The sequence below is a fragment of the Mesorhizobium sp. 01N446 genome (genome assembly GCF_056399285.1).
Map to the genome: position 1 here is coordinate 183,455 of NZ_JBFTRA010000010.1, position 26,533 is coordinate 209,987.

The 26,533-nt window shown below is 60.0% G+C and carries 25 protein-coding genes and 2 pseudogenes; 10 read left to right on the forward strand and 17 right to left on the reverse strand.

Annotation, left to right across the window (positions count from 1 at the left end):
* Window positions 1–8 precede the first annotated feature (8 nt).
* Complete coding sequence (locus AC1DPX_RS29900; RefSeq protein WP_477241219.1) at window positions 9–698, forward strand: N-carbamoylsarcosine amidohydrolase; 690 nt, start codon at window positions 9–11, stop codon at window positions 696–698.
* A 50-nt stretch (window positions 699–748) separates the two neighbouring features.
* Window positions 749–1,774 carry a 2,5-dihydroxypyridine 5,6-dioxygenase NicX family protein gene (locus AC1DPX_RS29905; protein ID WP_477241221.1) on the forward strand — a complete coding sequence of 342 codons (1,026 nt, stop codon included), beginning with the start codon at window positions 749–751 and terminating at the stop codon, window positions 1,772–1,774.
* A 183-nt stretch (window positions 1,775–1,957) separates the two neighbouring features.
* Here the strand turns inward: AC1DPX_RS29905 and AC1DPX_RS29910 are convergent, their stop codons facing one another.
* The 5 genes from AC1DPX_RS29910 to AC1DPX_RS29930 are packed head-to-tail and all read right to left on the reverse strand — an operon-like array spanning window position 1,958 to window position 6,666.
* A complete protein-coding gene (locus AC1DPX_RS29910) occupies window positions 1,958–2,878 on the reverse strand; it encodes a phosphorylase family protein (RefSeq protein ID WP_127263665.1) in 921 nt (306 codons plus the stop codon).
* A gap of 14 nt (window positions 2,879–2,892) precedes the next feature.
* Window positions 2,893–3,684, reverse strand: coding sequence for an ABC transporter permease (locus AC1DPX_RS29915; RefSeq protein WP_477241223.1), 792 nt, complete (start codon window positions 3,682–3,684; stop codon window positions 2,893–2,895).
* Window positions 3,677–4,564, reverse strand: a complete 888-nt coding sequence (locus AC1DPX_RS29920; protein ID WP_477241226.1) for an ABC transporter permease — start codon at window positions 4,562–4,564, stop codon at window positions 3,677–3,679. The genes AC1DPX_RS29915 and AC1DPX_RS29920 overlap by 8 nt, the downstream gene beginning before the upstream one ends.
* A complete protein-coding gene (locus AC1DPX_RS29925) occupies window positions 4,561–5,598 on the reverse strand; it encodes an ABC transporter ATP-binding protein (RefSeq protein WP_477241311.1) in 1,038 nt (345 codons plus the stop codon). The genes AC1DPX_RS29920 and AC1DPX_RS29925 overlap by 4 nt, the downstream gene beginning before the upstream one ends.
* 27 nt (window positions 5,599–5,625) lie before the next feature.
* Complete coding sequence (locus tag AC1DPX_RS29930) at window positions 5,626–6,666, reverse strand: ABC transporter substrate-binding protein (protein ID WP_140780160.1); 1,041 nt, start codon at window positions 6,664–6,666, stop codon at window positions 5,626–5,628.
* Window positions 6,667–6,863: 197 nt separating this feature from the next.
* On the opposite strand from AC1DPX_RS29930, the gene AC1DPX_RS29935 reads away from it, so the two are divergent.
* Window positions 6,864–7,862, forward strand: a complete 999-nt coding sequence (locus AC1DPX_RS29935) for a LacI family DNA-binding transcriptional regulator (RefSeq protein ID WP_127263673.1) — start codon at window positions 6,864–6,866, stop codon at window positions 7,860–7,862.
* Window positions 7,863–8,157: 295 nt separating this feature from the next.
* On the opposite strand, the pseudogene AC1DPX_RS29940 reads toward AC1DPX_RS29935, so the two are convergent.
* The 12 genes and pseudogenes from AC1DPX_RS29940 to AC1DPX_RS29995 form a co-directional block, all read right to left on the reverse strand.
* Window positions 8,158–8,565: pseudogene (locus AC1DPX_RS29940) on the reverse strand (LysR substrate-binding domain-containing protein); the annotation flags it as partial.
* Window positions 8,566–8,712: 147 nt separating this feature from the next.
* Window positions 8,713–10,125, reverse strand: coding sequence for a tyrosine-type recombinase/integrase (locus AC1DPX_RS29945; RefSeq protein ID WP_477241313.1), 1,413 nt, complete (start codon window positions 10,123–10,125; stop codon window positions 8,713–8,715).
* Window positions 10,126–10,471: 346 nt separating this feature from the next.
* The gene (locus AC1DPX_RS29950) at window positions 10,472–11,488 is read right to left on the reverse strand and encodes a branched-chain amino acid ABC transporter permease (RefSeq protein WP_477241228.1); all 1,017 of its coding nucleotides are present in this window, start codon (window positions 11,486–11,488) and stop codon (window positions 10,472–10,474) included.
* Window positions 11,485–12,345, reverse strand: a complete 861-nt coding sequence (locus tag AC1DPX_RS29955) for a branched-chain amino acid ABC transporter permease (RefSeq protein WP_477241230.1) — start codon at window positions 12,343–12,345, stop codon at window positions 11,485–11,487. The genes AC1DPX_RS29950 and AC1DPX_RS29955 overlap by 4 nt, the downstream gene beginning before the upstream one ends.
* A gap of 1 nt (window position 12,346) precedes the next feature.
* Entirely contained in the window at window positions 12,347–13,042 is a 696-nt protein-coding gene (locus tag AC1DPX_RS29960) for an ABC transporter ATP-binding protein (protein ID WP_477241232.1), read from the reverse strand.
* Window positions 13,026–13,784, reverse strand: a complete 759-nt coding sequence (locus AC1DPX_RS29965; RefSeq protein ID WP_202357658.1) for an ABC transporter ATP-binding protein — start codon at window positions 13,782–13,784, stop codon at window positions 13,026–13,028. Before AC1DPX_RS29965 ends, AC1DPX_RS29960 begins: the two co-directional genes overlap by 17 nt.
* A gap of 3 nt (window positions 13,785–13,787) precedes the next feature.
* Entirely contained in the window at window positions 13,788–15,092 is a 1,305-nt protein-coding gene (locus AC1DPX_RS29970; RefSeq protein ID WP_477241234.1) for an ABC transporter substrate-binding protein, read from the reverse strand.
* 227 nt (window positions 15,093–15,319) lie between these two features.
* Window positions 15,320–15,784 carry a nitrile hydratase accessory protein gene (locus AC1DPX_RS29975; protein WP_202357656.1) on the reverse strand — a complete coding sequence of 155 codons (465 nt, stop codon included), beginning with the start codon at window positions 15,782–15,784 and terminating at the stop codon, window positions 15,320–15,322.
* Between the two features lie 4 nt (window positions 15,785–15,788).
* The gene (locus AC1DPX_RS29980) at window positions 15,789–16,136 is read right to left on the reverse strand and encodes an SH3-like domain-containing protein (protein WP_202357655.1); all 348 of its coding nucleotides are present in this window, start codon (window positions 16,134–16,136) and stop codon (window positions 15,789–15,791) included.
* On the reverse strand, window positions 16,136–16,453 hold the full coding sequence (locus AC1DPX_RS29985; protein WP_202357654.1) for an SH3-like domain-containing protein: 318 nt from the start codon (window positions 16,451–16,453) through the stop codon (window positions 16,136–16,138). The genes AC1DPX_RS29980 and AC1DPX_RS29985 overlap by 1 nt, the downstream gene beginning before the upstream one ends.
* Window positions 16,454–16,466: 13 nt before the next feature.
* Window positions 16,467–17,087: a nitrile hydratase subunit alpha gene (nthA, locus tag AC1DPX_RS29990; protein ID WP_202357653.1), complete on the reverse strand. Its 621-nt coding sequence runs from the start codon at window positions 17,085–17,087 to the stop codon at window positions 16,467–16,469.
* Between the two features lie 270 nt (window positions 17,088–17,357).
* A complete protein-coding gene (locus AC1DPX_RS29995) occupies window positions 17,358–18,275 on the reverse strand; it encodes a LysR family transcriptional regulator (protein ID WP_477241315.1) in 918 nt (305 codons plus the stop codon).
* 101 nt (window positions 18,276–18,376) lie between these two features.
* Here AC1DPX_RS29995 and mdlC point away from each other — a divergent pair, with 101 nt between their 5' ends.
* From mdlC to iaaH, 7 genes and pseudogenes are all read left to right on the forward strand, one after another.
* On the forward strand, window positions 18,377–20,002 hold the full coding sequence (mdlC, locus tag AC1DPX_RS30000; protein WP_477241237.1) for a benzoylformate decarboxylase: 1,626 nt from the start codon (window positions 18,377–18,379) through the stop codon (window positions 20,000–20,002).
* A gap of 37 nt (window positions 20,003–20,039) precedes the next feature.
* Window positions 20,040–20,282: an aldehyde dehydrogenase family protein gene (locus tag AC1DPX_RS30005; protein ID WP_477241317.1), complete on the forward strand. Its 243-nt coding sequence runs from the start codon at window positions 20,040–20,042 to the stop codon at window positions 20,280–20,282.
* A pseudogene (locus AC1DPX_RS30010) lies at window positions 20,227–20,415 on the forward strand (aldehyde dehydrogenase family protein); the annotation flags it as partial. The gene AC1DPX_RS30005 and the pseudogene AC1DPX_RS30010, both read left to right, overlap by 56 nt.
* A gap of 451 nt (window positions 20,416–20,866) precedes the next feature.
* Window positions 20,867–22,180, forward strand: coding sequence for an MFS transporter (locus AC1DPX_RS30015; RefSeq protein WP_477241239.1), 1,314 nt, complete (start codon window positions 20,867–20,869; stop codon window positions 22,178–22,180).
* Window positions 22,177–23,349, forward strand: a complete 1,173-nt coding sequence (locus tag AC1DPX_RS30020) for an alpha-hydroxy-acid oxidizing protein (protein WP_477241241.1) — start codon at window positions 22,177–22,179, stop codon at window positions 23,347–23,349. The genes AC1DPX_RS30015 and AC1DPX_RS30020 overlap by 4 nt, the downstream gene beginning before the upstream one ends.
* A 14-nt stretch (window positions 23,350–23,363) precedes the next feature.
* Complete coding sequence (locus tag AC1DPX_RS30025; RefSeq protein ID WP_477241243.1) at window positions 23,364–24,542, forward strand: 4-hydroxybenzoate 3-monooxygenase; 1,179 nt, start codon at window positions 23,364–23,366, stop codon at window positions 24,540–24,542.
* 571 nt (window positions 24,543–25,113) lie between these two features.
* On the forward strand, window positions 25,114–26,529 hold the full coding sequence (gene iaaH, locus AC1DPX_RS30030; RefSeq protein ID WP_202357647.1) for an indoleacetamide hydrolase: 1,416 nt from the start codon (window positions 25,114–25,116) through the stop codon (window positions 26,527–26,529).
* Window positions 26,530–26,533 lie beyond the last annotated feature (4 nt).

Consider the following 26,533-nt stretch of genomic DNA (forward strand, 5'->3'; position numbering starts at 1 on the left):
AGGTGGCGTTGACTCAACGGGCAATTCCCATCGAGGCGGAAACGCAGGCGGCAGCCGACAACTACAGCGGCGTCTGGGGCCATCGCATCGGCTTCGGGCGCAAGCCCGCGCTGCTGGTGATCGATTTCATGAAGGCCTACACGACCCCCGGCGCGCCTCTCTTCGCGCAGGGCGTGGTTGAAGCCGTCGCACGCACGCCCGAGCTGCTGGCGGCGGCGCGCCAAGCCGGCATGCCGGTGATCCACACCAACATCCTCTACCGCGCGCCGAACTGCGCCGACGGCGGGATCTGGGTGAAGAAGGCGCCGGTTATGGCGGCCCTGGTCCCCGGCAGCCCGCTGGCGGAGTTCTGCGACCGCGTCGAACCGCTCCCAGGCGAACTGGTGGTCACCAAGCAGTATGCCAGCGCCTTCTTTGGCACCAGCATCGCGCCGATGCTGCATGCCGATGGCATCGACACGGTCATACTCGCCGGCTGCTCGACCAGCGGCTGCATCCGGGCAAGCGCCGTCGATGCCGTCCAGCACGGCTTCCGAACCATCGTGGTCAGAGATTGCGTTGGCGACCGGCACGCCGGGCCGCATGAAGCCAACCTGTTCGACATCGATGCCAAATATGGCGACGTCGTCGGCCTGAAAGAGGCGCTGGACGAAATCGGGTGCGCCGGTCAGCGAAGAGCGCCCATCCAGAAAGCATAACCGAATCCCATGGGCCGCGACGCCGCCCACATTGCAAAGGAGATCGCTGAATGGACCGCAACGTTCTGACTGAAATCTGCCTGCACCAGCTCACGCTCAGCGGCGTGCATGAAGGAGAGAAGGTCATCGTGCTGTCGCAAGGCGGCGAGCGGCTCGACTATGCCGACGCCTTCCTCGCCGCCGGCCAGCGCCTCGGCGCACGCATGTATCACATGCGCCTGCCCGCGCCGTTGCCCGGCAATGGCACCTGGGCGGTCGGCGAGACCGGCCTGGCGGCCAATCCTGAGGCGGTCGAAGCCCTGAAGCAGGCCGACATGGTCGTCGACCTCATCTTTCTTTTGTTCAGCCCGCAGCAGATGGCGATCCAGGCGGCGGGCGCGCGCGTCTTGACGGCGGTTGAACCCGCGCCGCTGCTTGCCCGGCTGCTACCGACCAGGGAATTGCGCGAGCGCGTAGAGGTCGGTGAGGCGCTTCTGTCAAAGGCCAAGACCATGCGCATCACCTCCCGCCATGGCACTGACGTGGTCTACAAGCTCGGCGTCTATCCGACAGTCGGTGAATACGGCTACACCGACCAGCCCGGGCGCTGGGACCACTGGCCGGCGGCCTTTGTCTTCACTGGCGGCGCCGACGACGGCGTTGACGGCAAGATCGTGCTGGCGCCTGGCGACGTGCTTTTGCCATTCAACACCTACGTGCGCGAACCGGTCGTCTACACGATCGAGAAAGGCTTCGTTCAGGACATCCGCGGCGGCCTGGAGGCCGAGCTGATCAAATCCTATATGGGCGAGTTCAAGGATCCGCGCGGCATGGGCATGAGCCATGTCGGCTGGGGGCTCGACCATCGGGCGCAGTGGCACGGCCTGACCCAATTTCCAGGCGGCATGGGCATGGAGCTGCGCTCATTCTACGGCAATGTGATGTTCTCGACCGGCCCCAACAACGAACTCGGCGGTCCCAACGACACCGCCTGCCACCTCGACATTCCGATGCGTGGCTGCAGTCTTTTCCTCGATGACGAGCCGATCGTTGTGGACGGAGGCATCGTCATCAAGGAAATGCAGCACCGCCATTAGACGAGACTGCCGGCACCCGATCGACCCCAAGGCCTGAGGCTTATCTATATGCGATATGAAGCATGACTCGTAGTCTGAATTGGGGACGGAAGCGGACCGCACGCTGCGAGCAAGGGCGTCCAAATGCGAACTCTCAGTTCGATGCGAGCTGCGTCGTGGGTGACTAATCCAGACCACGCTGCTTCAGAACCGAGTAGAACGCTCTGCCGGTTGAGGCGACTTCAAGCTCTGGCAAGAGCATTCAGGGTCAGCTGGAAGTCGTGCCGCAGTCTCCAGCGCAATCCGCGAGGCTGTCATGGAGAGGCTCGGCAACACGTCCTCTTGCAGCAATTTCTGGCGATTGCGGTCCATATAGTCGTTGAAGCCGGCCGTGACGAACGCAAGAGGCACGAAACACGCGCCAATCTCACGCGACAAGGTCGCCTCTGGGGCGATCGAGTGGTTGAGCACGTCCGCTCCCATGTTTCGATACGCCAGAGCTTCGGCGGGAGTTGTCAGTCGCGGCCCGTAGCAATGGGCAGCGACCAACTGCTGTTCGATGCCATGGACGCGGCATTCGGCTGGCCAATGGCGCCGGGCGGTCTCGGCCAACAATGCCGCACATCTTGGACATACGATCTGCTTGCCCGAGCAGTCGAAACTCTGGCGGCCAGGAAGCAATGAAAACGGGGTCTGCGACAGTTCGATGATATCGGCGTTTACCACCATGTCGCCGGGTTGGATCGCTTTGTTGATGGCGCCAACGGTCGAGCAGGCCAGGACTTGCCTTACCCCAGCTTTCATCAACACCCAGAACGCCCGGCGATGGCAGGAATGGTCGATATGGTCGCGCGGATTGCCGTGCGAATACATGCACAACGCACGTTTCGTTTTGCCCTCGACGGTAATCGACGCATCGAATTCGAGAAGCTTCCAGTTGTCAGAACGACCGAAGGGCGTTTCAAAACTCATGTCGCGCTGCAAGGCGCGCACACCCTCGAATTCGACATCTTCCGGGAAGGCCAGCCCCCAGTTTGCCGAGCCAGTGATGATGGCCAACCCGACCTGAGGGATTTCCGTTGATTGATCCGCCGGAGCACCGGCTGCTTGATGATCTGTAGGCATGTTTCCAGTCTCGGTCAGGATTTTTGGCGAAGGGTCACGATCAGGACAACGACCATGACGATGGCGGTCCACAAGGTCGAAATCGCCGCAATGGTCGGGTCGATCTGATCGCGCAGAGATATGAACATGAGTTTCGGCAGCGTGCTGTTTTGACCGCTGGCGACGAAGATCGAAATCACGGACTCGTCCAGCGAAGTCAGGAAGGCCATCAGCGTGGCCGACAACAGACTGATCTGAAGTTGCGGGACAATTATGCCACCAATGGCTCTCGCCCAGTTTGCGCCGAGGCTGCGCGCCGCCTGAACCTGGTTCCAGTCGAAGCGGGCCAGGGCGGGCAACAACACAATGCAGGCGACCGGAATGGCCAGCACCACATGTCCGATCAGCACACCGAACAGCGTTCCGACCAGACGTTGCGCCGCCAGCACAAAGAAGAGGCCGATCGCAAGCAGGATACCCGGCACGATGGACGGGGTAAGCAGAACGCCCTGAATGATTACGGCGGCTTTTCCGCCGAGCCTGTTTATCGAGATGGAGGCCAGCAGCCCGAGGGGCACTGCGATCATCGCCGTCAATGTCCCGAGGATCAGGCTCGTCCTGAGTGCGGCCATCCATGTCGCCGAACCGAAGAAATTCTCGTACCAGCGCAACGAGTATGCGCGTGGTGGGAACTCCAGAAGATTGGACGACGAAAAGGACAGCGGCACGACCACCAGCGTCGGTAGTATCAGGAACGCCATTACGAGCGCGCAAAAGCTCCACAGGAGGATGCGGGCCAGCCTGTTGTCCGGATAGGCTTCAAGCATGGGCTGTGCCCACTCTGCTTCCTGCAATCAGCCGCCGCGCAGCCAGGAACATCACCCCCACCAACGCCATAAGAACGAGGAGCAGAATGCCCAGGACGCTCGCCGAGCCCCAATCCTGGAAGGTCGACAGCGTCCGCTCGATCCGGGTGGAAAGAGGATTTACCTTGCCGCCGCCAAGCACAGCCGGCGTGATGAAAAACCCTATGGTGTAAATGAAGACGATGATCGAACCCGAGAAGATGCCGCCGGCCGAAAGCGGCAGAATGACCGTGCGGATCGTTTGACCGAGCGTAGCGCCCATGCTCGCCGATGCGCGGACAAGGTTGGCGTCGATATCGCGCATAGCGGCATAGACGGGCAGCAGGAAGAGCGGCAGCATGTAGTGAACCATGCCGATGAGCGTTCCCGTGAAGTTGTAGACCAGCGGCAATGGCTCGGCTGTCAGGCCTGAGCCGGTCAAAGCCGCGTTGATCAGGCCATCGCGCCGCAACAGCACGAGCCAGCCATAGGTGCGCACCAGAATGGAGGTCCACAATGGCAGCATGACGAAGGCCATCAGCAAATTGGCCACCCTCGGTCTGGCGCTGGCCAGGGCGAGCCCCAGGGGGGTGCCGAGAAGAATGCAGATCGCCAGCGTGCCGAGGGACAGTTCAAGGGTCGTGACGAGCGCCGACCATGTCAGTCCGCTCGACAGCACCTTCTCGTAATTGCCGACGGTGTATTCGCCCCCTGTGGTCAGGAAGGATTGCCGGATGATCCAGACGATGGGCAGTATCGCCGCCAGTCCGACGATGAAAAGCGCAGGCAGTGACAGCGAGAGGAAGAACCGCCGCTCGCGTCGAGCGTCTGCCGCGAGTACAGGATCGGCAAGGACGGTCACACTACCGCTCCCGGTATCGCGTGAACTTTCGCGGCTGGTGCATAGGCGGTCACCCGCTGACCGGTGGCAAGTTCGGCGCAGCCACTGGCCAGCGCCGCCGGAATGCAGACAAGGATCTCTTGCCCACCGTCAAGCGCCAGCGTCAAAAGCCAGTTCTCGCCGCGAAACGCCTTGGCGCGCAGCATTCCCTCAAGCGCCACCCCGTCTCGCCCGACGAGCTTCGCATCAAGATGGAAGCTTTCCGCGCGGATCATCAGAGCTTCGCGTGATGAATCGGCGCCGTCTATTCTAATCACCGCGCCTGGGGCCACAATGTTGGCCTCGCCCATGAACTCCGCGACGAAGCGGCTCGATGGACGATCATAGATCTGCTGTGGCGTGTCGATCTGCTGAATGCGGCCGGAATTCATCACCGCAATCCGATCTGACATGATCAGTGCTTCGCGCTGGTCATGCGTCACATAGATGGTGGTGATCCCCAGATCGTCGTGCAGACGCCGGATCTCGTACTGCATGGTTTCGCGCAGATTCTTGTCGAGCGCCGACAGCGGCTCGTCCATCAGCATCACGCGTGGCTCGAAGACGATCGCCCGCGCCAACGCTACCCGCTGGCGCTGGCCGCCGGACAATGCGGCAATGTCGCGCTCCGCCAGACCGTCCAGCTTCACGCGGGCTAGGGCGTCAAGCGCCCGCTGGCGGGCCTCGGCTTTCGGCACCTTGCGCAGCACCAGCGGATACTCGACATTTGCCAGAACGTTCATGTGGGGAAACAGTGCATAGTTCTGGAACACTATGCCGATGTCGCGCTTGTTGGGGGCCAGGCGGGTGATGTCCCGATCGTCCAACAAAAGTTTACCGGAATCGGGCCGGACAAAACCGGCCAAAGCCATGAGCAGCGTGGTCTTGCCCGATCCGGACGGCCCCAAGAGCGTGAGGAATTCGCCAGCCTGAATGTCGAGCGAGACATCGTCCAGCGCGACGTAAGATCCGTAGGTCTTGCGCACGCTGTCGATGGTGATCGGGAGCGACTTCATCATGTGCTTCAGCCTTAAAGCTGAGACTCAGCGGGCCATCATCTCATCGAAGGCTTTTTGGGCGGCCTCGCCGTTCTTGACCCACCAATCCGCATTCGAAAACACTGAAGTGCCGGCATTTTCAGGCGCGGTCGCAAGGGTCTTCAGACGGTCCTCGGGAATAAGGCCACCCTTATAGCCGGCAGGATTTACAGGGCCATAGGCGATGAAATCGGTCAGCTTCGCCACGCGCGCGGGCTGTGTCATCGCTGCTATCAGCTTCATGGCCGCTTCCTTGTTCGGCGCCCCCTTCGGTACTCCGAGACAGTCGGTGCCAATCACGGAACCCTTGAACGTGTAGTCGGCGGCGCCGCCATCTTTTTTCACAGTCTCTGCCCGTCCGTTCCAGGTGATGACCAGATCCGCCTCACCGTCTTTCAGCAACTGCGCCGACTGAGCGCCCGAGGTCCACCACACGGCGACATTTGGTTTGATCGCTTCAAGCCGCTTGATGGCGCGATCCAGACCCTCCGGCGTGCTAAGCACGGAATAGATATCCGCCGGCGCCACGCCATCTGAGAGCAGCGCGATCTCGATCGAGTCCTGCGCATTGGCGCGCAGCGCGCGACGGCCCGGGAATTTGGCGACATCCCAGAACTCCGCCCAGGTCTTCGGCGGATTCTCGCCATAGGTCTTGGTGTTCCACGACAAGACGGTGCCATAGGAGTCGAACGGATAGCAGTAGTCGGACTTTGCACCGGCCGGCACGGAGTTGGGATCGATGATCTTGTAGTCGAGCGGCTCCAGCAGCGACTGTGCGGCGGCCTGCGCGCCCTCCGGTGAGCCGAGGTGAATGACGTCGGTGGTGACCGCACCCGAGGTGACCTGCATCTTCAGGGCGGCCAGGCCGTCGCTTAGGGTCTCCTCGCGGACATCATAGCCAAGCTCCTTTGCAGCGGGAGCCCACATGGCTTCCTTAATGGCGTTACCATAGTCGCCGCCAGCGGTCGTGATGGTGACCGTCTGGGCATGGACAGGCAAGGCAGCCGAGATTGCGAATGCTGTTAAGGAAATGCGTAGCCAGGACATAGGTTCTCCTCCCTTTAAATGGCGCTCAAAAGAGCCATTTATTTCTAATCGTAACGTTACGATTGCACTTAATCGAAACTAGAGTCAAGATGCTTGCGTGAAGGAGTTTGAATTGACCGGGACATCGAATCCGGTAACGTCACGAACGCTCCAGCAAATTTCAGCCGACGCTTTTCGCAGACAAAAGTCAGGACAGAATGGCCAATCTAAAACAGATCGCGGCGGAACTGTCCCTCTCGGTTACCACGGTATCCCGCGCACTGAAGGATGGGCCGGAAGTTCATCCCTCGACCATCGCTCGCGTCAAGGAGGTGGCGAAGCGGGTCGGCTATGTGCCAAATCATCATGGCTTCGCGCTCAAAACTGGCCGCACGCTGACGATGACGGCAATATACCCGATGGAGACACAAGACCATCTGTCCGATCTGTTGAAGATCCCCTTGATCGAAGGCATGACGCTGGCGGCGCGGCAAGCGGGTTATAGTATGTCCATCTATTCCACGACTCCCGACGACGATCCCGTTGAGAGTGTGCAGCGGCAGCTTCAGGCGCGCAGCACTGATGGACTGATCATTACGCGCATGGTGTCAAGCGATCCGCGCGTCAAGCTGCTGCTGGATCAAGGCATGCCATTTGTCGCGTTCGGAAGAACCGACCTGGACGTCGCCTATCCTTATGTCGATATCGACAACGAACAGATTGCCTACGAGGCGACCCGACAGCTCATGGACAAGGGCTGTCGACGCATTGCGCTGCAACTTCTCGTTCCGGGGGACCAGGCGAGTGCCATGCGTCTTTCTGGGTACGAACGGGCAATGGCCGAGGCTGGTATTCCGATCGACCAGTCGCTGATCGGCCACGGCATGTTCACCATGGAATCGAGCGCCGCCTGGTTCGATCGTTTACTGGTGTCGCCAGACCCGCCGACTGGCCTGGCGTGCGCCAACGAGCTGGGACTTCTAGGGGCGTTACACGTTCTTGGCAAAAGAGGACTTGCGCCGGGCAAGGACGTCCACATTGTCACTCGTGACAGCACGCGGCTGGCACGCTTCCTACCCGCCAAAATTGGCGTTCATTCTGTCGACATGGCAGGGGTCGGGCGTACACTCGTCGAAGTACTCGAGAGGCGGATCGCTAATCCGCTTGGACCCGTGGAAACAATCTTGTTCAAAGGTGAGTTCGAGCCGGGCGAGTAGTCGGACCAGAAGAAGACGGACTGAGATAGGACACAGGCAAGCTCGCCGTCACCGTTAAGTAGCCTCCGGCGTAGGGCTCGTGCTGACGTTCACGACCTAGGACGCACGCGCCAGAGGCGCGACCCAGAATTCGAAAGCTTCTAGGAATCCCGGCCACTCCTTGATAGCGGCCATTAAGTCTAAGCCTGTTCGAATCCCATGCGCGCCACACCGGTGACGATGACAACTATGTCTAGTCTATTGGCCTCTAAAGCCCTCCCACCGTAAGACACCGCCGGGTTAAGCTCCTCTCGCTTCAATCCCGTTGGCGTAGCGCTTCGATAATGACCTTTTAATGCGGGAAGATTCTGCCGGCGGCTTGGATAGTAGAGAAAATAGCCGCCGAAGAAGAGCGACCAATCATCTAGAACCTGAACTAGCAGGCCCGACGCGATCTGCCGCTCCACGATGTTCTCGGGCACATAGGCGACGCCATAGCCGTCCAGCGCGGCGTCGATCATGGCGTAGGTGTTGTTGAAGGTAAGTTGACCGTCCACACGGACACGCAGCGCCTGTCCATCCTTTTCGAACTCCCAGGCGTAGAGGCCGCCGGCGGTCTCTTGGCGCATGTTGATGCGACGTGCCGGGCCAAATCCTGCGGATGCGCAGGCACACCATGCGCGGCAAAACAGTCGGGAGAAGCCACTGCCACCAACCGCCAGTCAAGCCAAAGGAGCCATTCAATCGCAAGGATCAAAATGATTGCTTGTGGCGCGACCGCGACCTCCAGAGCGGTCGCCTGCAACGTGGGCTTTCAGAACAGGCAGGTGATCTCTAGGTCCTACTTGAGGCGCAGGCGACCGTGCAGCCACTAGTTCTTGCCGCTCGTCAACCCATCTAGGATGCGCCTCGCCGGGAGCTTGGGCCAGGCAGAAGTGCGGCGCTGCGAATCGTTTTGCCGTGAACGCCCGGCCTCAAGCATCCGTCGTGAGACGGCCTCCTGCTGCTGGCGCAGGTGGTCGCTCAGCAGCTTGTTCCGCGTGATGTAGCCTGCGTTGACACCCGGGATCGAGTGATTCATCAAAAGGTGAACATCCAGCTCCGCAACGCCTGCGGCCTGCGCGATTGTGCGGAAAGTCTGCCGCAGGTCATTGCCCCATTTCGACAGATCGTCGCGCTTCTCCTTGTGCTCGACCATGTGACCGCTTCCACTGTCGGCCGGGAAGAGCCAGTCACGCGATTGATCTGCATAGAGGGCCCGACCAATGCGCATCACTCGGACCAGACAGCGGATCATCGCGTTCGACAGCGGTATGTCGAAAGCCTTGATCTCACCGCCCTTAGGCCTGGGTATGTGCAGGAGACGGGCGCGAAAATTAACATGCTCTACCCGTGCCTTCCTGATTGCCTCAGGACGATGGCCTGAAAGCAGCATGAACAGATGGAACTCCCGCCGAACGGGGTTCTTCAAGGCCGCAAGCTGATTGAACCATCCTTCCAGATCCGACAGACCAAGCGCGGAGTTGCGCCGATGCTCGGCATTCCAGTCGATGGCTGATACCGGGTTGTCCGCAGGCAACGAGCGGGCGGCTTTGCGAGCATGGTTGTAAACAGCCCGCAGCGTTCGCATGCAGCCATTGGCGATGTAGGCGCCGTTTTCCTTGGTCAGTTTCTCGTGCCGCGCCGTTACCAAGGCAGGATCATTGCCGAACTTGGACAGAGGTTCGTCAAGCCAGTCAGCCAACAGCCGCTCGACATGATCGCGGTAGTTGTTGATCGTCCCTTCGCTCCTGCCCTTCTTATTCATGTGCCCGTCACGGTAGCGCTCCCAGGCAATGCGCAGAGTGGGGTTCCCTATCGACGGCAAATCCACGGCGGCGGAATCAGCCTCCGGCTTTTGCCTCGATGGGCGGGGATCCACGCCGTTGGCGATCTTCCCGAGAATGTCCTTTGCCTTCGCCCGCGCCGCTCGTGTCGTGAGCTCTCCAACTTCAGCAACCTTCATGCGGACGGAAAGGCGCTTTCCCGCCTTCCTCCGCTCACCCTGGACGACGAATGTTTTTCGCCGTTTGCCAACAAGAACCATGAACCCCGGCAGGTCGATATCGCGGGCAAAATATTGCCCTGAAGTCGCGGCCTGAAGGTTCGCGACGGCGCGGTCGGTGAGGGAGAGACGAAGGTCTGTCATTGCGATTAGTACGGCATTAATACGGCGATTGCGATGCATTCGATCTGTTGGTATCTCTACGCTACGATAGCCGCGCAGCACGAAAAAAGCAACCACCTCAAGCAATTATGGGAAGTCAGATCGTACTGCGACGTGCAACGGGCAACAACAGGAAAGGCCGTCTGTCAAATTCCTAATCTGTAGGTCACAGGTTCGATTCCTGTCGGGATCACCAATGTTTTCAAAGGGTCCGTCAGAAATTCTTCGTTGCGACAGCTGTGGTCGAGCGTAACCCATGATCAAACAGGAGTTGATCGGACGTTCAAATAAGCCGTGGCCGCAAGGACTATGGATCGAGCCCTTGCTTGACCCAGCTCAAATTGGCGAACTGACTACACTCCTCCATTGGGTATTCGACCTGTTTTGGTTTAGCGACAGCTACCAAATTGCAAGAGAGACGCACTCACAGCACCGATGCTTCCGAGATGATTTTTCTCTCTCGTAGATTTATCTCGCTGGGCATTTTCCTGCGGATGGGCAACACGTCGAACTTGAACCCAGTCCTTAGCAAGCCCCACGCACCAGCCGGCGCAAAGAGCGTCACGCCGATGGCGAGAATTCCCAGAACGATGAAGTAGAGTGACCCGATATTGCCCATTGTCTCACGCAGCACGAAGTAGATGACGACGCCGACAATGGGCCCTTCCAGGGTGCCGATGCCACCAAGGATGACCGAAAACAGTATCAGCGCCATCCAGTTCACCGAAAAGGCGGCAGTCGGGCTAACCTGGAGGGCTATCATGTAGTAGCAGGCGCCGGCCGCTCCGGAAATCGCGGCCGTAATCAGAAGGATGTATGTCTGTGTCCTGCGGATCGGAACGCCCATGGCTTCTGCGGCTACCGGGCTATCCTTCATGGCACGCAAAGCCAATCCGAAACGGCCCCGCATCAGAAAGACACAGAGCACAAGCGCGGTCATGAGAACTATTGCGGACGTACTGTAGGTCGCCAGAATGCGGACGGAGCGATTCACTCCGCGCATTGCGGTAAGGGAAATCCCGCCACCGGCTCCGAGAGAATTGGTGTGATACACCACAAGGCGCACGACTTCTGAAACAACCCAGGAACCAATTGCAAGCTGTGCGCCCCCTAACCTGAACAGGACCGGCGTGATGGCGAGTCCGAACGTCGCGCAAACCAGCGCCGACAGGATGACGAGGGGGAAAGGTGTCAGTTCAAGGCTGTTTGCTGCAACGAACAAGGTGTAGCCGCCGATACCGATAAAAACCTGAAACCCCATGAACACAATGCCGCCGAACCCCGCCAACAAGTTCCACATCAGGGCAATCGACAACACCGCCGCGACTTCCGTGATTAGAACGACAGCTTGCCGCGACGCCACCAGCGGAACGGCAACCAGAATGGCGGCGGTGATCGCCAGGGCGAACAATGAACGAGCAAGAGGTGAAACCGAGTTCATGTGCGCGCCCTCTTTGCGAAGAGACCGTTGGGCACGGCGAGGAGCCCGACAAGAAACACGAGGTGTCCGACCAGGGGACCGAGGCTCGGGATAATCAGCGTTCCCGCGGACTGCGACAGGCCGAGAATAATGCCTCCGAAAAGTGTGCCCCAAACGGAACCCAGACCTCCCAGGATGACGGCTTCGAAAGCAAAGAGCATACGTTCGGGGCCGGTCGAGGGGTCGAATGTTCCCCGCATTCCGTAGAAGATTGCCGCGACAGCCGATATTGCCAATGCCAGCCCCATTGCGTTCGCGAATACCTTCTTGGTGGCGATCCCCATCAACTGCGCCGTTTGCTCGTTGTCGGAGGTTGCACGAACTGCGCGGCCAAAGCGTGTGGCGCCAAAGATCTTGGCCGTGACGGCGAAAATGCCGACTGATACGACAAGCGTCAGGAGAGGCAGAATACCGACGGTCACCGGACCAAGCTTAACCGCCGCAGCCCCGAGCGCACCCGGATCAAGACTTCTCGTATCGGCGCTGAAAAGCTCCAGCATCACGTTTTGGAGAATGATCGACAAGCCGAAAGTCACGAGAATTGGCGGCATATCGCCACGACCAAGGGTACGTTCGATGAAAAGGCGCTGCACCGCCCAACCCACCGCAAACATAATCAACGCGATGAGGGGCATTGCCAAAAGAGGATGAATGCCGAGGAAGCCGGTTACCTGCAACGCCAAGAAGGCAGAGAATACGATAAAGTCCCCATGCGCCATGTTGATCTGTCGCATGAGTCCCAAGCACAGTGACAAACCGAGACCGTAAAGACCGTACAGTGCTCCGACCAGTGCTCCATTGATGAGCGTTTCCAACATTTCAGTGCATCCCGAAATAGGCGTGCGAAATTTCGGCGCGGTCTGCGTTAGCGGAAGCGCCGGTAAGCACGATCTGACCGTGCCGCATGCAGGCAAAGCGGTTGGAGACCGAAAGCGCTCTGGCAATGTCCTGCTCGACAAGGATCGTGGTCAGCCCTTCGGACCTTAACCTGTCGAACGCAACATAGACCGTGTCGACCGCGACGGGAGAAAGGCCAAGCGAAAGCTCGTCGCATAGCAGAACGTCCGGGTTGGACATCAAGGCGCGACCGATTGCGACCAGTTGCTGCTGTCCGCCCGAAAGCGCCGTGGATGGTCGCTTGCGAAATTCCGCAACCGTTGGGAATATCTCGTAGACCCGCTCCAGGGTCCATCGACCGGAACGCCGGCAATGAGCACCGACAAGAAGATTGTCTTCGACCGTCAGGCTTGGAAAGAGCTGACGGCCTTCCGGCACCATTGCCAACCCCGCGCCAACGATCTGCATTGGCGACATCGAAGAGATGTCGCCTCCCCGGAGGGTTACATGCCCGGATTGCGGCTTAATGCGTCCCGTGAGCACGGCAAATGTGGTTGTTTTGCCTGCGCCATTGGCGCCGATTAGAGCCAGCGTCTCGCCCCGGCTCATTTCGAGGCTAATCCCAAATAGCACCGGCAGGGGCCCGTAGCCGGCCCTCAAATCAGTTACTGTTATCATGGCTATCCGGCTCCATGCCGAGGTAGATCTGCCTGACTTTCGGCATCTGCATGGTCTGTTGCGGATCGCCGTGGGCAATAATTTGCCCATCACCCAGAACGGCCAATTGATCAGCCGTATTGGTCAATACATGCACGAGGTGCTCGATCCAGATGATTGCAACGCCGCTACGTGCAAATGTCTGAACGAGCTTGGCCACTCCCGCGGCCTCGTCATCGGTAAGCCCCCCCGCAATCTCGTCGAGCAGAAGCACCGAAGGTCTCGTCGCCAGTGCTCGAGCCAGTTCCAGGCGCTTGCGATCCAGAAGAGGTAGCGTCCCTGCGATCGTATCGCCGCGATCATGAAGACCACACGTTTGGAGCACCTCAAACGCGGTGGTTTCAGCTTCGTGGTTCGGGAGGGCCGCACCGAATCTGGCGGCGACCAGAACATTCTCGAAAACCGTCATGTGCGCAAAGGTTTGGGGTATCTGGAACGTGCGGCCGATACCGGCCACCGCTCGAGCCGATGCACGAAGTGGCGTTACGTCGATCCCGTTCAGAAACACTTCGCCTGAGGACGGCGCAAAGGCGCCGGAAATGACGCCGAAAAGAGTAGTCTTTCCCGAACCGTTGGGGCCGATGATCCCGAGAATTGTCCCGGGATCGACTTTGATGCTCACCCCATTCAGCACGACCGGCCCGCCATAGGATTTTATGACATTTTGGACAACGAGGGCCGGAGACGTGCCAGTCGCCTCCATGACTTAAGCTTTCGCGCCAAGGGTCATGGTGAAATCCGCCTGGACAGGGACCTCAGGCGCGTTCTTGTTGTAGGTCACCTTCAGATCGTATTTGCCATCTGGCTGGAGACGCCACTGACCGCCAGCAATCTTAAGTTTCGCGACGTTCTTGATCGGGCTTCCAGCCCAGTCGATGTCCCCGACCACCGTCGTCAACTTCGTGTTCTTGATGATGCTCTGAACGGCATCGGGATCTGTCGGATCGGCCGCGTTCTTCAGCGCATTGATGCCGACCTCCCAAAGTGCGTGAATGACGCCAATTGGCTGCGTCCATCGCTTGCTTGTGGTTTTCTGGTAGTCGTCTGCAAGCTCCTTGCATGATTGACCGGTCAGCGTGGACTTGAACGGGTAGCTTGGCGCCCACCAGATTTCGGTAGACATGCCGTCGCCATTCTGGCCGAGGGCTTCGACGCCAGATGGAAACAGAAGCGCCTTGGCCGGGGTCGCAATCTTCGGCTTGAAACCGAGTTGCTGCGCCTGGCGCCAAAAAACAGCCCATTCGGGCGGAGCAAACAGACCGGTGACAATGTCACATCCGGCATCGCGGAAAGCGACGATCTGACGGGAGAAGTCATCCGCGCCAGGCTGGAAGGTCCCGACATCGACAACCTTGTAGCCGCCTTTGCCAAGCGATGCCGGGAAACCGATTTCCGGGTTGGCGAAAACCTTGCCGGGGGGATCATTTGACCAAACGGTGCCAACCATCTTGTTGGTTTGCTGGCCATCCCACATGCCGATGAATGTCTGGATGATGTCCTCGATGCCCCAGAAGAAGTGATTTACGTAACTGAAGCCCTTGTCGGGTTTGCCATTGAGCGGAAACATCCAGCCCTGCCAGGGATCCATCGTGGTGATGCACGGAACACCGGCGACTTCGCATTGCGAAGCGACCGGTACATTGGTCAGCGCGCCCTGAGCGAGCATCAAATTGACGCCGTTGCCATTGATGAGCTGGCTTGCGGATGTTGCCGAGCGGTCGGAGTTCGATTGGTCGTCGATGGCGGTGATTTCCACCTTGTAGTTTGTGCCGTTGACCTTGAGTCCATCTTTCAGGACTTCACGAACCTTGCCGAGCATGAAGGGATCGGCTTCGGCAAATGGTGCGAGAGCTCCTGTCTGCGGGCTGATGTACCCAATACGCAGTGTGGGCGCCGACGCGATGGCAGGTGCAGGCAGAATGGATGAAACGGCACCCGCGACTGCGCCAGTCCCCACCACCTCAAGGAGCTTGCGGCGGGTCAGTCCCCGCGTGTTCTTTGAAAGAGTCATGTCCTATCCCTCTGAAGCATTCGCCGTTCGTTCGGCTTGTTGGCTGCCGACAATTTGGTGCATGCCGGTAAGGTGATAGTAAGAGGTTCCTCCAAGCGTCGGCATCAACAGAATTGCGGATAACTGTGGTGGTATGGAAGGCTGGCGAGAAATGACGCCATCAACAAAAACGGAGCCGAAGCTCCGCTTTTGTGCCTATCCGGGAGGATGCTTCAGGCTGGCGGTTGTTACGGTCGAGCCAGTGCAGGGCTGATCGCCACCGGACCGACATGGTGATCATGTTCGTGATCCTCGGAGTGATCGTGATCAAGCTCCTCAAGGGCACCGTCCGGGATGGGCTCGAGATCCTTGCGGAAATCTATCGGCTGGCCATGCGCAGTATGGTAATAGGATCGGCGCCAGTGTTCGCTATATTCGCGGATCTCCTTGATTGTGAGAAAACCTGCGTTCGTCGCGATCTTCTCCAGGGCCAGCATCCATTGGCGGTAGTAGGCGGCATTGACTGCCTCACCTTCCCGTTGAGGTGATGACCTTATCTCTTCGGAGAAGACGTTCACCCATTCGTTCCAACCGAAATGGCCTTCTCGTGACAGCTGCACCGCGACCGCAAAGGCTTCCGCCTGCCACGGCTCGGAAAAGGCGGGACCGTTTTCGAGCCATTCGGGGCCAATTTCGCGTTCATCTGCAACCATGAACTCACTCCTCAGCCTGCAGGTAACTTTCCCAAAGGCTCAGATAGACGGCGCCGGGGCCATCATTGCTGCTCCCCCAAAGTGCGGCGCTGTCAAAACGCACGCGATAAAGATGCTCCGGGCACTCCCCTCGCCCATGACCATGTTTATCGGGAAAGACATGCGCCCCTTCACAGGCGACGATCGTTCCATTCTTGCCGGCTGCGTAGCGTGGCAAACGCGTGTGTGTAGCCGGGCTGTCGTTGACTGTCCGGACCTCGTCACCCGGCTTGAAACAAGGCTTGGTGTCTACTTCCCGCAATGTCGAGGCGCCAGTAGCGATTGCAGTGGCGACCATCTCTTTCGGCAGCATCAGAGATCGCTCCCTTTTACAGCGAGTTGGGCCAGCCGGGCATCATACTCTTCCCTGGTGACGATGCCTTTCGCTATCAGAAGATCCTCAAGTGAGTGTAGCCAGTGTTCGAAGTAGGATGTCTTGAGATATTCGAGCGGCGCCATGCGTTCCATGGAATGGCGGCTTTCGTCGATATTGAAGCAGCCGGCGGCAAGTAAAAGAAGGTTCACCGCGAAAGTCGTCTCTTCCCATTCGGCCTTGAAAAGCGGCTCGTCGTCATTCCTCACAACAGGGCCAAACCCCTGCATCCCACCCATGTCTGCTATGGAGTGCATCGTTGCTCTCCCTTCAAGACCGATGTGGGGAAAGGGGGATGCCGGTTCCGATCATGGAATCTCGCGTCACGAGCTCGACTAGTCTCTCCTCACTCCAGTCCTCGGTTGCGTCAGGTCGCATGGGCAGGACCATGTAGCGGATCTCCGCATTGCTGTCGTACACCCTTACTTCGCAGTCGCTCGATATCTTCAAGCCGAACTCGGCAAGCACCGCGCGCGGCTCGATGACGATGCGGCTGCGATATGGCGCGGATTTGTACCAAGTAGGCGGCAGACCAAGTACCGTCCATGGATAACAGGAGCAGAGCGTGCAGACGATAACGTTGTGAACTTCCGGCGTGGTCTCCAGGACCACCATGGCTTCACCCTGAAGACCGCTCACATTCAGCTCTTTCAGAGCCTCCGTGCCATCTGCCAAAAGTCGCTGTTTAAAATCCGGGTCGGTCCAGGCACGAGCGACCACCTTTGCACCGACACGCGGGCCGAGTTTGTTCTGAAAAATGTCCACAATCTCTGCAACGGCGCCGGGGTCGATCTTCCCCTTTTCAACCATCAAGGTTTCAATCGCCTTGATCCTAAGCGCCGGATCGGACGGTGGTACGGTATGATCTTGGTGGCTCATCTCGCCCGCCATTCAACAAATCGATTGGTCACCAATATGCTCTAGAGCGGCCGCTCATCGTATCATCAATTTTGTGGAGGGTCACATCGCGAGCGATGAATGCAGACAATCCGCGCATAGCGCGTCTGCGGCATCTCAATCCGTAACAGCAAGCGTTGTGTTCATTTCAGAGGTCGGCAGATCGAGCACCGTGCGAACGCCCACCTCACCGGCTGCCGCCAATCCATGAAAGATGGCGCGACCAACAGCGCCATGCATTCCCCCACCGCCAACGCCTTACGCTCAGCTCTTACTATTTGTGCTCGACGTCAGTCCTCTTAGTTCATCCAGCAGTTTCAAAGACGGAACCGGAAGCAGGCCGCGGCGCCGACGAAATGCCACAAGGGTACGACGTCCATCCACCCCCGCAATCGAGAGGGGTGCGACCAATCCCGCACGTCGTTCGGGCTCGAACATTGGCTCCGCCATCCAGCTCAGGAAGCCGGAGTCGACGACAAGGCTCTTGAGCACGGTGATCGAGCGCGTTCTGACGACGATATCAGGCAGCCCGAGACCCTGCTCGGCGAAAACGCGTTCGAGATGCTGGTGAGGACCGGTACCGGCCGGCGGGATAGTCCATCTCTCCTGGAGAGTATCACCGAGAGCCAGCTTGCGCCGGCGCCTGAGCGGATGCTCCGCAGCAACGATGATATGACTAGTGTCCTGCCACCGGCAATCACGAATCGCCACAATTTCATCCGTGTCAGGCGATTCCGCGCCAAGGGCGAGATCGATCTCGTGTTTCGCAAGACCCGCGGCCAACAAATCCCAAACGCCTTCCACGACATCGAAGTGCAGCCCGGGCCATTTTCGTAGCGTGCGCTCGATGGCGGGCGGCAGGATCGAACTGGCAATGCTTGCGACCGCGCCAACGCGAACGGTACCCTTTCCCCCGCCACGCAAGGCTTGAATCTCCTCCAGGGCCTGTGCGGCCCCGGCATGCAGCGAAGTGGCGTGCGGCAGAAAGGCCTTCCCGATCTCGGTCAGCTGCATGCCTTTTGAGTGGCGCTCGAAGAGTTCGGTCCCAAGCTGCTCCTCAAGGCGCTTGATGGCTCGGCTGAGTGCGGGCTGCGTCATGTTGAGCACGATGGCCGCCCGGCCAAGGCTTCCCGCCTTGACGATCGCCGTGAAAGTCGCCAGTTGCTCGACGCTCAATGCCATAACCAAGTGTAATGACTTCTCCCTTCTTATGCAATTCCTTGCAAGGGCTCGCGGTTCTAGTCTGGGATGAGGATCGATAGAAATCCGAGACAGGAGGAACCATGGGTATTGTCGACGCGCCGGAGTTGCGACGCGTGAGCGCGCCGACCGTGCGGGATGCCGTCATCGATCTGCTGCGTCGTCTCAACATGACGTCGATCTTCGCCAACCCCGGATCGACGGAATTGCCGTTGTTCCGGAACTTCCCCGAAGACTTCCGCTACATTCTCGGGCTCCAGGAGGCCGTCGTCGTCGGTATGGCCGACGGGTTCGCGCAAGCGACCCGCAACGCGTCTTTTGTCAACCTGCATTCGGCGGCAGGTGTAGGCAATGCGATGGGAAACATCTTCACCGCGTTCAAGAACCGAACGCCCCTCGTGATCACGGCCGGACAGCAGGCCCGCTCCATCCTCCCTTTCGATCCGTTTCTCGCCTCCCGGGAAGCAACCGAGCTTCCCAAGCCCTATGTGAAATGGAGCGTCGAGCCCGCTCGCGCAGAGGACGTGCCCCTCGCCATCGCGCGCGCTTACTACGTGGCGATGACGCAGCCCTGCGGTCCAGTTTTGGTCTCGGTGCCCGTCGACGACTGGGATCGCGCCGCGGAGTACGTGCCATCGCGGATCGTCAGCCAGCGGGTCCGCCCCGATGCCGCCATCCTCGAAAAGATCGGAAACGCGCTAGACGATGCGAAACGACCCGTGTTCGTCGTCGGGGCGGCTGTCGATCGCGACGAGGCATTCGACGAAACGCGCCTGCTCGCCGAGGCACACAACGCCAGAGTCTTCGCTGCGCCCATGTCCGGGCGTTGCAGCTTCCCGGAGGATCATCCTCTGTTCGCCGGATTCCTGCCTGCGATCCGCGACAAGATCGTCGGCCTGCTTCAGGGCCACGACCTCGTCTTCGCTATCGGCGCGCCGGCTTTCTCTTATCATGTCGAGGGGTTCGGGCCGCATCTGCCGGCCGGAGCCGAACTCTGCCAGTTGACCGACGATCCCCAGACCGCCGCCTGGACGCCGCAGGGAATGGCCGCGATCGGCAGCGTGCGACTCGGGCTGCTGGATCTTCTTGCTCGCGCGACACCGACGAAGCGCGGGGCGCCGCCGGCGCGCGCTATCGCGCCGAGGGTAATGCCGACGGTGCCGCTCTCAACTGCGTATGTCATGCAAACCATTGCAGACACAAAACCTGCGGACGGCATTATCGTCGAGGAGGCGCCAGGCGCCCGATCCGTAATGCAGACGCATTTGCCCATCACGCAGAGCGGAGCCTTCTACACGATGGACAGCGGCGGACTCGGCTACGGCATGCCGGCGGCCGTGGGCGTAGCGCTCGGCAAGCCCGGCCACCGCGTGGTCGCACTGGTGGGCGATGGCTCGAGCCTCTACTCGATCCAGGCAATCTGGAGCGCGGTGCAACTCGGTCTGCCCGTCACGTTCGTCATTCTCAAGAACGGGCGCTACGCGGCGCTACAGGATTTCGCACCCGTGTTCGGCTTTAGTTCGCAAGAGCATGTCCAGGGCACCGACCTTCCCGGGCTCGATTTCGTCTCGATTGCGAGGGGCCTGGGTTGCTCCTCAGTTCATGTCAGGAATGCCACAGGCCTGCATGACGCTTTTGCCGAGGCATTTTCATCCGAGCGACCAACTCTGATTGAAGTCGAGGTCGAGGACAGAGACGTGCACCAATAAACAAGAACCAGGGGAGGAAGACATGAACACAATTTCGATGCTGATCGACGGCGAACCAGAAGCGGCCACCGGTAAGGCCACGTTTGAGCGCGCAAATCCACTCGATGGCCAGATCGCAACGCGAGCGCCTGCAGCAACGGCGGGCGATGCGGTTGCGGCCGTGGAAGCAGCCGCCACAGCCTTCCCGAACTGGGCTGCCACAGGGCCCTCGGAGCGTCGCGCTCCTCGCGTCCCGCATCCAGTCCGGGATCTGCCATATCAATGGCCCGACCGTGCATGACGAAGCCCAGATGCCGTTCGGAGGAGTCAAGGATAGCGGATACGGGCGGATCGGAGGCAAGGCAGGAATCGCTGAGTTCACCGACCTCCGCTGGATCACTATCCAGACAAGCGAACGACATTACCCGTTCTGATCAGGCGCGAGCCCGATCTCATTCTCCAATGAATTGACGTTGCTCTCTCAGCATTGCTGGAGAGGCGCGGGGAGAGTTCGCGCAAAGGGAGGAGCAGGGTGTCAGATCACCAGCTACAGCGCCATGGGATCGACTTTCTCGGCTCCGGCGCGAAGCCGCCCTTGTTCCGCGCTCGTCTTTTCAAAGGCCGATCGGACATCACCCTGATCCGGCACAGCGAGGCAAAGATCGCCGGAATTGCTGAACGCGGAGAGCATCTTACGCAGCTGATGAGGCACACGAATGATCGTGCTGGCATGTCGACCACACGACGCAAAGCAACAGGAGGAAAGTTGTGACAGGATCGTACCCAAAGGGCCCTACGTCCGCTCCGACCATCCCGGCTACCGGCAACGGCGCAGTTCGCCTTCCCGGTGAGGTGGGCGGTAGCGGCGGCAGCGCAAATCCCTCCTTGGACATCGGGCAGCTTCTCGATAATGGCCCTTGGACCGTCGTCCAGAAGCTCGTCGTCCTCATGGCCGCCATGTCGATCATCATGGACGGGTTCGATGGGCAACTGATTGGCTTCGCCGTCCCGGTTCTGATCAAGGAGTGGGGCGTTACCCGCGGCGACTTTGCTCCCGCACTTGCGGCCGGGCTGGTCGGAATGGGAATAGGAAGCGCCTTCGCCGGTCTACTCGCTGACCGGTTTGGACGACGCGGGGCCGTGATCGTCAGCGTGATGGTCTTCGGGCTGGCGACCTTCTGCATCGGCTTCGCAGCAAACCTCTGGCAGATCGGCGCCTTGCGATTTATCGCGGGGCTAGGCATCGGCGGCGCCTTGCCAAGCGCCACCACCGTCGCGGCGGAATTCACACCCGCGCGGCGTCGGACGCTCGCCATTACCGCGACCATCGTCTGCGTCCCGCTTGGAGGCATGCTCGCCGGCCTGTTCGCCGGTGTAGTCCTGCCAAATCTCGGTTGGAGGGCCCTGTTCTTTCTTGGCGGTGCTCTGGCCGTGCTCCTAGGCTTCATTCTGCTGTTCATTCTCCCAGAAACGCCCCGCTTTCTGGTGCGCCGGCCGGCACGCTGGGAAGAGCTGCGCCGGCTCGTCGGACGCATGTCGCGACCGGTTCCGGCCGATATTGTCTTCACAGATTTGGGCGAGCAGCAGATCGGGAAGCGCGAGGGCCTGCTTGCATTGTTCGAGAACGGCCGGGCGCGCGACACGATTGCGCTCTGGTGCGCCTTCTTTCTCAATTTGCTTGCCGTGTACAGCGCCTTCACCTGGCTGCCGACGATGTTGACTTCCGAAGGGCTCGACGTCGCGATCGCCGGATCCGGTCTAACGGCTTACAACTTGGGGGGCGTGTTCGGCGCACTGATATGCGCCATGACCATCACGCGGTATGGTTCGCGCTGGCCGCTCCTGCTGTGCAGCCTTCTGGGTGCCGCCACCGCGCTTTACCTGACCGGCGTGAACACCAAGCTGGAGACGGGCATCCTGATAGCCGGGTTCGGCGTGCAAGGCTTTTTCGCCAATGCCGTGCAGTCGACCATGTATGCCGTCTGCGCGTACGTCTACCCGACGACCGTCCGGGCCACAGGCACGGCCTCCGCCCTCGCCTTTGGTCGGCTTGGGGCCATCCTCAGTGCCTTTGCCGGTGCAACGGTGATCACGATCGGCGGGAAGGATGGCTATCTCCTGATGCTGGCGCTCGCCATGATCGGTCTCGCCCTCTCGCTTGCTTTCGTTGGCCACCACATCCCCGCGCGCAAACCATGACGAGGATCTCACCCGTTTCCATATGGGATTTGAGGCGGCTCGCCCAGCGCCGCCTCCCGAGAATGTTGTTCGATTACGTTGAAGGCGGCGCAGAGGACGAGCGAACCATCTCGGAAAACGTAGAGGCTTTCAGTAAGATCAAGCTGCTGCCGCAACGCCTGCGGGACGTCAGCAAGAGAACAACTGGCGTCGATCTGCTGGGCACCAGGATCGCCGCACCGCTCGTTGTCGGACCGACGGGCCTGAACGGAGCCATCTGGCCGAACGGAGACACAGCGCTCGCAACGGCCGCCAAGCGGGCCGGCGTTCCATTCGCCCTCTCGACGGCCTCCAACGAGCGGCTGGAGACAGTCGCAAAGGTCGGAGGCGAACTCTGGTTCCAACTCTACGTCGTCCATCGGCAGCTCGCTGAAAGTCTCGTTGATCGCGCAGCGAACGCGGGTTACGGCGCGTTGGTCTTGACTGTCGACGTGCCCGTCAACGGAAAGCGCGAGCGAGATCTCCGCAACGGGTTTCAGATACCGTTTCGCTATTCGGCCCGCACGGTCTTTGACGCTCTTACGCATCCGCGATGGACAGCCAGGCTACTCATGAATGGTTCGCCAACGCTCGCAAATCTGGCCAGCGACAACGCAAATACGCTTGAGGCGCAGAATGCTCTTTTGCGGCGCGAGATGGACGCGAGCTTCGATTGGGACGATCTTGCCCGCCTTCGCGATCGCTGGCCGCGACGCCTTCTAGTCAAGGGCGTTTGCAATCCGGAAGACATCGCGCGTTGCTTCGCGATCGGCGCCGATGCGGTGGTGATATCGAACCATGGTGGGCGACAGCTCGACGATGCCGCTCCCCCCATGGAGATCCTGTCCCAGGTCCGCCATCTCGGACCCGTCCTGGTCGACGGTGGCGTGCGTCGTGGCTCCGATATCGTCAAAGGCGTTGCTCTAGGCGCGAAAGCGGTGCTGCTCGGTCGATCCGTCCTTTACGGATTGGCCGTGGGCGGCGAGGCCGGAGCATCCAAGGCACTGAGTATTCTCTTCGACGAGATCGACCGAACGCTGGCGCTCATCGGCTGTGCCGCGGCCTCTCGCCTGAACGACTCATTCATTCATCGCGACGACCACTCGCGAGCAAGCGAACGCGCCGGACCCGTCGACGACCCAATGGACTGAGAGAGGAACCGTCAATGCGAACACAAGTGGGGATTATCGGAGCAGGTCCCGCTGGATTGCTCCTTGCTCAAATATTGCATTTGAACGGCATCGAATCGGTCATCGTCGAAAGCCGGTCGCGAGACGAAATTGAAAGGACGATTCGGGCCGGCGTGCTCGAGCAGTCGACGGTGGATCTCATGACGGAGATCGGCGCCGGCGATCGTTTGAAGCGCGAGGGTTTTGTGCATGGCGGCTTCGAGTTACGTTTTGCCGGCATGGGGCATCGCATCGACCTTCAAGACTTGACGAATGGCCGCAGGATCACCGTTTATCCTCAGCATGAAGTTCTGAAAGACCTCATTGCGCTTCGGTTGGGTACCGGCGACCCTATTCATTTCGAAGCCAAGGCAACCGGCATCGAAGGCCTGACCGCCGAGCAACCCGTCGTCCGTTTCACCACCAAGGACGGCGAGACACGAGAGCTGTTCTGCGACTTCGTCGCCGGATGTGACGGCGGCTACGGCGGAAGCCGCGCCGCGATTCCGGAGCAGTTGGTCCGCCACGACTACTTCCGAGCCTATCCGTTCGGCTGGTTCGGCATCTTGGCCAAGGCGCCTCCATCATCCGAAGAACTGATCTATGCCCATCATGAACGCGGCTTTGCGCTGATCTCGACGAGGTCCCCGGAAGTGCAGCGCATGTATTTCCAGTGTGATCCCACCGACAGTGTCGATAGCTGGTCCGATGACCGGATATGGAACGAGTTGCAGACGCGGGTGGGCGGCGACGGGTTCGAACTCAAGACGGGCCCGATATTTCAAAAAGGAATCATTCCACTCCGCTCCTTCGTCTGCGAGCCGATGCGGCATGGCCGACTATTTCTTGCAGGCGACGCCGCACACTCCGTCCCTCCGACCGGTGCCAAGGGCCTGAATCTGGCTGCCGCGGACGTGCACGTCCTCGCCCAGGCCCTGGCCTCGTACTATTCCAATCGATCAACCGCGCTTCTGGACGCTTATTCGCCCACGGCGCTTCGGCGGGTGTGGCGAGCCCAGCACTTCTCGTGGTGGATGACGTCGATGCTTCACCGATTCCATGAGGGCCCCGAATTCGACGTGAAGCGCCAGATCGCAGAGCTCGAGTTCGTGACTTCGTCCCGGGCCGCCGCGACAGCTCTCGCCGAGAACTATGTAGGGCTGCCATTGGCGTGAAACGCCGAATTGGCCCTGATCGGCAAGGGTCTGGTCCTCAACTGTCACGGAGCCCGTGGGCAAGCGGATCATCATTCATGGCGCCTGCGCTCCGAACGCGCCCCCGGCCGCCTGCAATACCTTGATCGAAATCCGGCAGGCAGAGGCCGCCGGGTGGTATCGGCGCGAGAAAGGCACCGTTTGGCTTGACCGCGGTGGCGAAGCGATGGTGGGCCGCCGTCCGCGTGCCTAGAGACCCTGATCTCGTCTGGTCCACAATAATGTGGATAGCGAATACTACGCGGCCCGGTCGATAGTTCCCGAAACCAAACCGGGCATCAGCATGTCTGCAGCGAGACTTCGGAACAACTACCCCGGCGCCAGCCGAAACAGTCCCGTGCCTTGAGGAACTTCCAGCACCACGGGGCCACCAGTGCCTGACGCTCATGAGTGCGCAAGGGGATTGCAACGTTTCCTCGCGCCATCAAAGGTCGGGCCAGCGGCAAGCACAAGCTGAGTTTGCGATTGAGTTCAGGCAACAAGGCATCCCAGCGCCTTTCGACCCCAATCGCCATCGAACCGAAAGCGCAAGATGATTGCTTCAGACTTGAATTGCACCGATATCGCGAGACTTGTTTCTTCCAAGCAGGTTACAGCTGTCGAGATCGTGGGAGCCTTGATCGACAGAGCAGAAACGCTCCAGGGCTACAATGCCTTCGCGTCGCTGAATGCCGAGGCGGCGCTGTCGGCGGCCGCCGAAGCCGACCGCATCACCGCCTCGGGAGAGGCAGTCGGTCCCCTTCATGGCGTCCCATTATCGTTCAAGGACAACATCAACGTACGCGGCTATCCGACGACAGCTGGCACACCAGCCATGCGTGACTTTCGCCCCGAGGAGGATGCGCCAGTCGCCAAGGCGTTCAAGCTTGCCGGCGCAATCGTTTTCGGCAAGAACAACATGCACGAGCTGGCTTATGGCGCGACAACAAACAACGCTCTCTTCGGGCCCTCGCTCAATCCTTTCGACACCAGACACGTCTGCGGTGGATCGAGCGGAGGAAGCGCCTGCGCCGTCGCCGCCCGGATGGTGCCGGCAAGCATAGGCACGGACACCGGCGGTTCGGTCAGAGTACCCGCCTCCTTCTGCGGGCTGTGGGGTTTCCGGCCGACGCCGGGTCGCTGGCCGCGAACGGGCATCGTTCCAATATCCATCACACGCGATACGCCCGGCCCTATCACCCGCTCACCCAGCGATCTCGCTCTCCTCGACAGCGTTGTGGTCGGTGTACCGCAGGTTCCCAGGCCGCAGGTACTCAGCGGACTGAGAATTGGGATTGCCAACGATCTGTTCTGGAGCATGGCCGATCTTGAGGTTTCCGCTATCTGCGAGCGAGCGTTGCGGCTCCTGGAGCAGCTTGGGGCCGAACTGGTGCCTGTCAAGGCAAGTCAGTTGCTGCAGCACCATCTCGCATCGACAACGACGATCGCGGTTTTCGAAGGAAAGGTGACCTTGCAGGAGTTCCTTGATGCCCATGCGGTGGGGCAATCGCTCGAGGCCGTCGCCAAAGGCATAGCTGCAAGCGATGTTCGCGCGATACTGATGAGCCAATTGGGTGCCGAAACGGCGATACCCGACGCAACCTATGCCGAGGCGCTCAGCGTTCATCGCCCCGCGATACAGGAAATCTACCGTCGCCTCTTTCGTGACAATTCTCTGGACGTGCTTGCATTTCCCACCTCGCTGATCGCCGCGCCGCTCATAGGCGAGGATGAGACGGTGATGTTGAACGGCAAGCCGGAGCCGCTGTTCCAGACCGCAATTCACAACACCGATATCGGCAGCAACGCGGGCATTCCCGGTATAACCATCCCTGTTGGATTGACCAGGCGAGGCTTGCCCGTCGGGCTGGGGCTCGACGCCGCGGCAGGAGCGGACCGGCTTCTGCTCGACATCGCGATCGAACTGGAGACCCATTTCCCTGCGCTGACACCGTCCTTGCCGAACTGATCGA

Excerpts from the sequence above, each read along its gene's own strand:
- AC1DPX_RS29930 (WP_140780160.1), bottom strand. The coding sequence starts at position 6,666 with ATGTCCTGGCTACGCATTTCCTTAACAGCATTCGCAATCTCGGCTGCC.
- AC1DPX_RS30020 (WP_477241241.1), top strand. The coding sequence starts at position 22,177 with ATGACGAGGATCTCACCCGTTTCCATATGGGATTTGAGGCGGCTCGCC.
- AC1DPX_RS29985 (WP_202357654.1), bottom strand. The coding sequence starts at position 16,453 with ATGCACTCCATAGCAGACATGGGTGGGATGCAGGGGTTTGGCCCTGTT.
- AC1DPX_RS29975 (WP_202357656.1), bottom strand. The coding sequence starts at position 15,784 with ATGGTTGCAGATGAACGCGAAATTGGCCCCGAATGGCTCGAAAACGGT.
- AC1DPX_RS29925 (WP_477241311.1), bottom strand. The coding sequence starts at position 5,598 with ATGAAGTCGCTCCCGATCACCATCGACAGCGTGCGCAAGACCTACGGA.
- AC1DPX_RS29935 (WP_127263673.1), top strand. The coding sequence starts at position 6,864 with ATGGCCAATCTAAAACAGATCGCGGCGGAACTGTCCCTCTCGGTTACC.
- AC1DPX_RS29955 (WP_477241230.1), bottom strand. The coding sequence starts at position 12,345 with ATGTTGGAAACGCTCATCAATGGAGCACTGGTCGGAGCACTGTACGGT.
- AC1DPX_RS29960 (WP_477241232.1), bottom strand. The coding sequence starts at position 13,042 with ATGATAACAGTAACTGATTTGAGGGCCGGCTACGGGCCCCTGCCGGTG.
- AC1DPX_RS29950 (WP_477241228.1), bottom strand. The coding sequence starts at position 11,488 with ATGAACTCGGTTTCACCTCTTGCTCGTTCATTGTTCGCCCTGGCGATC.
- AC1DPX_RS30025 (WP_477241243.1), top strand. The coding sequence starts at position 23,364 with ATGCGAACACAAGTGGGGATTATCGGAGCAGGTCCCGCTGGATTGCTC.
- AC1DPX_RS29995 (WP_477241315.1), bottom strand. The coding sequence starts at position 18,275 with ATGGCATTGAGCGTCGAGCAACTGGCGACTTTCACGGCGATCGTCAAG.
- AC1DPX_RS29980 (WP_202357655.1), bottom strand. The coding sequence starts at position 16,136 with ATGCTGCCGAAAGAGATGGTCGCCACTGCAATCGCTACTGGCGCCTCG.
- AC1DPX_RS29905 (WP_477241221.1), top strand. The coding sequence starts at position 749 with ATGGACCGCAACGTTCTGACTGAAATCTGCCTGCACCAGCTCACGCTC.
- iaaH (WP_202357647.1), top strand. The coding sequence starts at position 25,114 with ATGATTGCTTCAGACTTGAATTGCACCGATATCGCGAGACTTGTTTCT.
- nthA (WP_202357653.1), bottom strand. The coding sequence starts at position 17,087 with ATGGCGGGCGAGATGAGCCACCAAGATCATACCGTACCACCGTCCGAT.
- AC1DPX_RS29915 (WP_477241223.1), bottom strand. The coding sequence starts at position 3,684 with ATGCTTGAAGCCTATCCGGACAACAGGCTGGCCCGCATCCTCCTGTGG.
- mdlC (WP_477241237.1), top strand. The coding sequence starts at position 18,377 with ATGGGTATTGTCGACGCGCCGGAGTTGCGACGCGTGAGCGCGCCGACC.
- AC1DPX_RS29970 (WP_477241234.1), bottom strand. The coding sequence starts at position 15,092 with ATGACTCTTTCAAAGAACACGCGGGGACTGACCCGCCGCAAGCTCCTT.
- AC1DPX_RS30005 (WP_477241317.1), top strand. The coding sequence starts at position 20,040 with ATGCTGATCGACGGCGAACCAGAAGCGGCCACCGGTAAGGCCACGTTT.
- AC1DPX_RS29965 (WP_202357658.1), bottom strand. The coding sequence starts at position 13,784 with ATGGAGGCGACTGGCACGTCTCCGGCCCTCGTTGTCCAAAATGTCATA.
- AC1DPX_RS29910 (WP_127263665.1), bottom strand. The coding sequence starts at position 2,878 with ATGCCTACAGATCATCAAGCAGCCGGTGCTCCGGCGGATCAATCAACG.